The organism is Bacteroidota bacterium (assembly GCA_034439655.1).
Lineage (GTDB): Bacteria > Bacteroidota > Bacteroidia > UKL13-3 > UKL13-3 > CANJUD01.
Genome location: JAWXAU010000083.1, coordinates 1 through 7,029 on the forward strand (window position 1 = coordinate 1; position 7,029 = coordinate 7,029).

Genomic DNA, 7,029 nt, shown 5'->3' on the forward strand with positions numbered 1-7,029 from the left:
GAAAATACATAATGGTAAGTTGGCGGATTTAGCTCCAACAATTCTGCATTTGATGCATTTGCCACAGCCTGGTGAAATGACGGGGAGAAGCTTGGTGGACTAACGTCATTCTGAGAATTGCTTCAATTCGAAGAATCTGTTGAATCGTGGACGCTATTAAAAGATTCTTCGCCTCGATAAAATATTAGTATAATTTTTGCAATTTTCTCCGAGGCTCAGAATGACGTCCTACTTCTATAGTACAACCTTCAAAGCCTTACTATCACTACCAGATTGAATATTCAACATATAAATTATACCGAAACTCAATATATAATAGTCCAAAAAAAGGGGACTAATCCCCCCGCATCCCGATAATTATCGGGATTAAGCGGGGCTTTCGGGATGTAGTTCGGCATTACCATTCTAAAAACTAATCCGCCACAGACCTATCGTGTGGACACAAAATTGATTACTTATCTTTGCATATATGCAAAAGAGAGAGTTTACAGACTTGGACGATTTACGATTAGTTTACCGAGGCAATAAAATATTACTAGACTTATTTCAAAAGAATGTTCATTCAATACGACAAGTATGCTCTACTGATTCTGAAGCAAAAGGGTTTTATAGATTTTTGAAGAATGACAGGGTAAGTGAAGAAGATATTATATCGAACATGCTTAACAATTGTAGGAGTGCTTGTGCAGATAAGTATGTAATATGCATACACAAGACTCAACAGAGATAAATTTAAGCGGTCATCGCAACAGGATTCACAAGAATAATGATATAGGTACTACTAATTCGAACAACACTCAGGGGTTAGGTTTTTTCTTCATCCAAGCTTTGTTATTGACGCATACAGTGGAATACCCTATGGTTTTGCCACAGTTAAAATATGGAACAGGTCATTAGATTATATACCTAGAGCAAACCGAAAGAAAAAATATTGCCTATTGAAGATAAGGAATCATATAAATGGATTGAAACATCCGAGAACACAAAATCTGCCCTGTCAGACATTGTGAGGGAATGGTTATTATCCAAGACAGGGAAGGCGATATCTATGAGCAGTTTGCCTTAATCCCTGATGCGAAAACTGACCTATTAATTAGGTCAAGGGCAGACAGGACAATGGCAAATAACCAAAAGCTATATAGTTGTTGTGACGACCAGGAATGTCAGGGTTCTTATACTATTGATGTGGAGGGAAAAGGAGGAAGAAAAAAACGAAAAGCCTTAATTGAAATTAGGTATCAAAAGGTGTCAATTTTAAAAACAAAACATACAAGCAAAGACATACAGCAAACAACAGATTTGTATTATATAGAAGCAAAAGAAATTAATTATAGTGGAAAGGATAAAATCTGCTGGCGTCTGCTAACTTCGATACCTGTAACAGATATTGTAACAGCAAAACAATGTGTAGAATGGTATAGTTGGAGATGGTCTATAGAAGAGGTCTTTAAGGTACTAAAAAAAGAAGGCTTTAATATAGAAGCCAGTGAACTAGAATATGCATCATCCGTCCGAAAATTATCACTATTGCTATTAGAGGTAATCATCAAATTATTTTTAATGAGACTAGCCTATGAAGAACCAGAAATAGAACTGGAAGCTGAAATATGTTTTAATAAGGAAGAGCAAGAATTTTTAGAACACCAAATTGGGTACTACGAAGGGAAAACCGAAAAGCAAAAAAACCCTTTTAAAAAACAAAGATCTGAAAAGATATGTATGGGTAATAGCAAGAATGGGTGGGTGGAAAGGATCTGAATGGAAAAGACACCCAGGAATAACAACACTTTGGCTAGGGTTCAGATATTATAAAATTGCAATGCAGGGGTGGGAACTAAATAGAAATGTGTCCACACGATAGGCCACAGGCGGAGAACTATTATAGTTTAAGAAATAGTATTACCTAATTAGATATAAGTACCCCATAAAGTCGTGTTTGAAATTTGAAAAATCAGTAAAGGTAATCGTATATAAATAGATTCCCTGTTCACAATCTGAGGAGTTATTCATAAACTTTCCATTCCATACTGCACAATCATTTCCTCCTTGATATTTGCCATTAATAGGCTCACACCCTATAGGGGTTTTATATACTAATTCTCCCCATCTATTATATATACTCATATCAATTATTTTGGCATCATTAATTATTGGGTAGAATATATGGTTGCCAACTTTACTTTGGGGATAAAAGGCATTAGGTATATAACAAGTAAAGGTATCAGCAATGATAATAGTATTAATGCTTGAATCTAAACAACCAAAATTGTTGCTTGCCACTAGTTTAACTTTATAGGTTCCCGTATCTCTATAGTTATGATACTGAGAAAAATTTTTCTGATTCAACGAAGAATCTCCGTCTCCGAAGTACCAGTTTGAATTATTTGAATTTACTGTTTTATTATTAAAAACGATCTGAGGATGAAATATAGTTGTTCGATCAGGCACTGCATCAAAAAATGCAGTTGGACTGTTTACATTTACCATAACAGTAGCTGTATCGTCCTTCAAGGTGCAATTGTCGTGTAGCGTTACTTTATATAGCGTTGATGTAGTAGGAAAAACATGTTGCGACTTTCCCTTTTTTAATCCATTATCCCAATTATAATTATAGGCGAGACTATCTCCACCGCTTCCTTCTACAAATAACGCAGCAGTATCTCCTCTACATATATCAATGGGTGAAGTAAACTGCACTTGTAATGGTTCACGTACATAAATGGTAACAGTATCTGTATATATTAAACACTTATCCGATACAGAATATATATAACTAGTTGTTGTATTTAATATACCCGTATTATAATTTTTATTATTGCTAATTATATTGCCTTGCATATCAAACCAATTGTATTTTATAGTTGCCATGGCCCCTCCTTTTGTATTAATATATAATACTATTTGCTGTCCAACACATATAATTGTATCTTCCTTATTTGTAATTTTAAGAGAATCTATAAACATCACTTTAAAAGAGTCAATCAACTTGCATCCATACTGATTTTTTATGGTAACCTTGTATACTCCTGCAGCACTAGCTTTTATATACTGAGTTGTATCACCAGTACTCCAACTATATGAATATATATTGGCAATGGTTCCATTTTTTAATTGTGCGTTTAATGTTATTTGATTACCTGCACAAATTAATGTATCCCTTGTTGATACTATATTGTCCATGGGAGCTATTATAACATATACACTGTCAATACTCTCGCATATACCTTTTACCACACGCAATTTGTACGTGCCAGTTTGTGTAACAGTAATACCCCTGCGGTCGGTATCTCCTGTGCTCCAATAGTATTGGCTATTTGGGTTGCTTTTAAAGTTAACAATGTGATATATATTAGTATCGCATACTATAATAGTATCTTGCCCTAAAGCCGAGCCTATACCAGCAAATGGTTCTTGCGTGTTACAATAGGTACGTTCTCTTACAGCCACATCTTTCACTTTCATATACATGGGATAGGTCACCATATCTGTTATTACTGAATCATAAAGTTTAATGTTTGTATCTATTTTAAAAGTCCTATCAGTTACCACCACATTTATATCTTCATAATCGCAGGCCGACTTACCCAAGCTATCTACCTTTATGAAATAAAAATCCTGGTTGTTTATATAACTTAATTTATTGCCAAGCAGGTAGTATCCCCCATCTTCAGTCTGTAGATGACATGTAAAAAAAGCATTGTTACTATCATTATACTTCTTTGCCCATTTAAAATTACCCATAGTATCAATTTTAATAAGTGCGGCGGACACAACTTTGTTTGGTTGAGGTTGAGAAATGCCTATGATTGAAATATTATTATCACTTGTAATTAAAGGCGTACTAAACATAACAGTACTGTCATTAAATTTATATGTTTTCACTATGTTTGTATTCCCATTTAAGTCTAACACTAACATTAAACCCTGATTACTACCAGAATCATTTACATAGCCGCAAATTATAATCTTTTGATTAAGTAGTGTTGCAGAATTTGGATATAAATCCTCATAGGGTTTGGTGCTAACAATATATCGTTTCCAAATTAAATTACCAGAACTATCAAACCTAAATATAGCTATGCTATGTGGATATCCTAATTGAAGATGAGCTATTGCTACAAATTCATCATTAATTAAAGGGATAATTGAAGAAGGAACGAGCGCATAGCCGATATTTGATGATATTTTTTTCATCCAAAGTATATTACCTGCACTATCAATTTTATTTATCGAAAAACCAAAATCAGAATATCCTCCACCCGAAGTGTAATAACACCCGCTAGCACTTCTACGTATTACGTTCCAATAAATACCTCCCTTGATATTACTATATGCTTTAGACCATACCGTGTTACCACTTTTATCCACTTCCATTACAAATGGGCATCCATTACTGCCACTAAATTTTCCAGTATTTCCGCATAAAATTAAATTATTATTTTGTAAGTGATCAAAATAATTCGTACCTAGACCATTACCGCCAATTCCTTCTACATCATTTTCTTGATACTCTTTATTAAATTCAACATTCAGACATGAGTCTAATTTTAGTAGTTGTACCTTTCGTTTATTGTCTGTTAATACTATTCCACCTATCAGTATTTTACTTCCTTCCATCTTTGTAACAAAACAACCTTGCTCATTAGAAGGTGTTCCATATTCCTTTTTAAATCCTACTTGTGCACGGACCAACAATTGGCTGATTGTTGCCAATAAAAAAAGTATAAATTTGGGGGATAGTTTGTGCATGCTAAAGATGTATTATTTATTAGTTTGATCCTTGGTGTGTTGAATGGGGGGGGAGATGCTTCATATCCACATCAAGCAAATTTAATACTTTATACACCAATAAAAAATTTGACCTTTCAGGGCGTCGTTCTAATTTACTGTATGCCTGTTGGCTAATATCAAGTTGTTGGGCTATGTAATATTGGCTGTAGTCTTTGCATTGCCTTGAATGACGAATGATGCTAGAGAGTGATTCCATAAGTTTAAGTTTTTTAAAGTTTGTGATGCAAAAGTATACGTGATAATTTGTTTTTGCAAATGTTTTTTTTGCCACTTTTAATTTCTAGACTCCATAATACTTATTTTGGTTGTCTTTTACTTTTATACGTTGTTATTTACAACCCATAGTTGTTGGTTTCAATACAGCTTACTTAGGTTATTTGTGGCTCACTTAAAAACAAAATAAATAAAATGAACACACATCAAATTACTTTTAAAGCCCCAAAAGGCAACCTATTGAAGCAAAGTTTTATTTGCCTCTCTTTCTATTTTTGTTTTGCCGTAAGTCCTTTAGTAGCACAAGTATGGCTACCTATGGGAGCTAACAATCATACTCAAGAGATATATAGAGACGGAAATGTAGGAATCGGACTATCAACATCTAATCCCGGCGGCACTAAACTCTATCTCAAACATATTCCGATAGGTCCCGGATTGAACACTTCCAATTTTGGGCATTTACATGAAGGCACTTATGGTGCATACAGTACTGGTAACGTGTGGGGAACATTGGGTATGCACAGAAATAACATACCGAATGAGTATTTTGACTATGGGCTTTCTTGCGGCATTGATAAATATGGTGCTACCTTTGGGTTAATGAAAAGGCCAAGCGGTGGTGGCATTATGGACGCATATATTCGGTGGTCTTATAATGAAGCAGATCCAATAGTACCAAATGACTTACAATTTCAGTTTAACAATCTCACTTTAGGTACGAGTTTAGATGCAGTTACCTTCACTTCAACAGGTAGAGTGGGTATTGGCAGTAAAGCACCTCAGGAAAAATTATTTGTTACTTCAAATGATATAACTCCCTTTAGGGCACAGCAACAAGTAAATGGCCCATTTAATTATTGTGCAGTATTCCAAGTAGAGAACCTATCTACAAAAGCAATAGTAGTAAACCAAGGAGGTTGGGCTGAAAACTTTATTGTACTGGGTGATGGGACAATAAATCCTTGGGCACAAACTCATATAGGGGATGACTTGAAAATAGAGGGTAACACTTCAATAAATTGTGCTGTAAGCAGCAGTTGGGACCTGAAAGTAAATGGCGATGCTTACTGTACTAGTCAATGGACTGCATCAGACAAAAATCTAAAAAACAATATAAAGCCACTAGCATTTGCAACTGATAAGATTATGAAACTTAAACCTGTTACCTATACTTTTAAACAAGATATTATGCTTAATGAAAATGGCAAACAAATACCTTTTAATTTACCCAAAAACAATCAAATAGGATTCTTAGCCCAAGAACTTGAGGAAGTTTTACCAGAAGCTGTGAGAGACGCAGATGGCTTTAAGGCAGTAAACTATGATATGATAATACCTGTGCTAACCCAAGCTATGCAAGAACAACAGGCTATGATAGAAAATCAAAATGAAGAAATACAACAATTGAAAGATAAAATAGGCTGCCTTCAACCATGCAATGGAACAAACAATACTATTCCTCAATTAAATAATGTTCCAAAATTAGAACAAAATGTGCCAAACCCTTTTGGAAGTAGTACTTTGATAAAATTCTATTTACCTTCTAATAGCACCTCAAACATTCTTGTAATAAGTGATTTAACAGGTAAACAAATAAAGAAGTACAATATAAATAACGCAGGAAATGGGAGCATTGAAATACAAGGGAAAGAATTTGTGCCAGGTACTTATTTATATACATTGTTGAGCAATGATAAAGAAGTTGACACTAAGAAAATGATTATAATAGGTGAGTAAAATCTAATAAAATGAATTAAAAGTTATGGTAAAACTGTTTGTTCAGAAAAATGGGCTTGTCCAAAAATATAGGCAATATAAACTTTACCGTTAATAATGGTATAATGATTATTTGATTTTATTGTAGTAAACTTTGCAAACCCTGATATGGTGGGGCATACAGGCATTTTATCGGCCGTGGTAAAGGCTATAGAAAAAGTAGATGATTGCACCAAACAAATTGTAGCACAAGCCATTGCAAAATTTTGGAATGTACTCATTACCGCCGACCATGGCAATAGCGAA

General features: G+C 34.3%; 5 protein-coding genes. 4 read left to right on the forward strand and 1 reads right to left on the reverse strand.

The features are described 5' to 3' along the window. The first annotated feature begins 469 nt into the window (after nucleotides 1-469). Both SGJ10_05285 and SGJ10_05290 read left to right on the forward strand, forming a co-directional pair. A complete protein-coding gene (locus SGJ10_05285; protein ID MDZ4757536.1) occupies nucleotides 470-730 on the forward strand; it encodes a transposase DNA-binding-containing protein in 261 nt (86 codons plus the stop codon). Between the two features lie 284 nt (nucleotides 731-1,014). After that, on the forward strand, nucleotides 1,015-1,758 hold the full coding sequence (locus SGJ10_05290; GenBank protein MDZ4757537.1) for an IS4 family transposase: 744 nt from the start codon (nucleotides 1,015-1,017) through the stop codon (nucleotides 1,756-1,758). Between the two features lie 141 nt (nucleotides 1,759-1,899). Here SGJ10_05290 and SGJ10_05295 read toward each other — a convergent pair whose 3' ends face one another. Continuing rightward, nucleotides 1,900-4,749 carry a PKD domain-containing protein gene (locus SGJ10_05295; GenBank protein MDZ4757538.1) on the reverse strand — a complete coding sequence of 950 codons (2,850 nt, stop codon included), beginning with the start codon at nucleotides 4,747-4,749 and terminating at the stop codon, nucleotides 1,900-1,902. A gap of 450 nt (nucleotides 4,750-5,199) precedes the next feature. Between SGJ10_05295 and SGJ10_05300 the strand changes: the two genes are divergently transcribed. Together SGJ10_05300 and SGJ10_05305 are read left to right on the forward strand one after the other, a co-directional pair. Next, complete coding sequence (locus SGJ10_05300; protein ID MDZ4757539.1) at nucleotides 5,200-6,744, forward strand: tail fiber domain-containing protein; 1,545 nt, start codon at nucleotides 5,200-5,202, stop codon at nucleotides 6,742-6,744. Between the two features lie 120 nt (nucleotides 6,745-6,864). Further along, the coding region (locus tag SGJ10_05305) for a 2,3-bisphosphoglycerate-independent phosphoglycerate mutase (protein MDZ4757540.1) at nucleotides 6,865-7,029 on the forward strand (165 nt) is incomplete at its 3' end.

What these genes read in the sequence shown, in the direction of transcription:
- SGJ10_05285 (MDZ4757536.1), top strand. Translation starts at nt 470, where the DNA reads ATGCAAAAGAGAGAGTTTACAGACTTGGACGATTTACGATTAGTTTAC.
- SGJ10_05290 (MDZ4757537.1), top strand. Translation starts at nt 1,015, where the DNA reads ATGGTTATTATCCAAGACAGGGAAGGCGATATCTATGAGCAGTTTGCC.
- SGJ10_05295 (MDZ4757538.1), bottom strand. Translation starts at nt 4,749, where the DNA reads ATGCACAAACTATCCCCCAAATTTATACTTTTTTTATTGGCAACAATC.
- SGJ10_05300 (MDZ4757539.1), top strand. Translation starts at nt 5,200, where the DNA reads ATGAACACACATCAAATTACTTTTAAAGCCCCAAAAGGCAACCTATTG.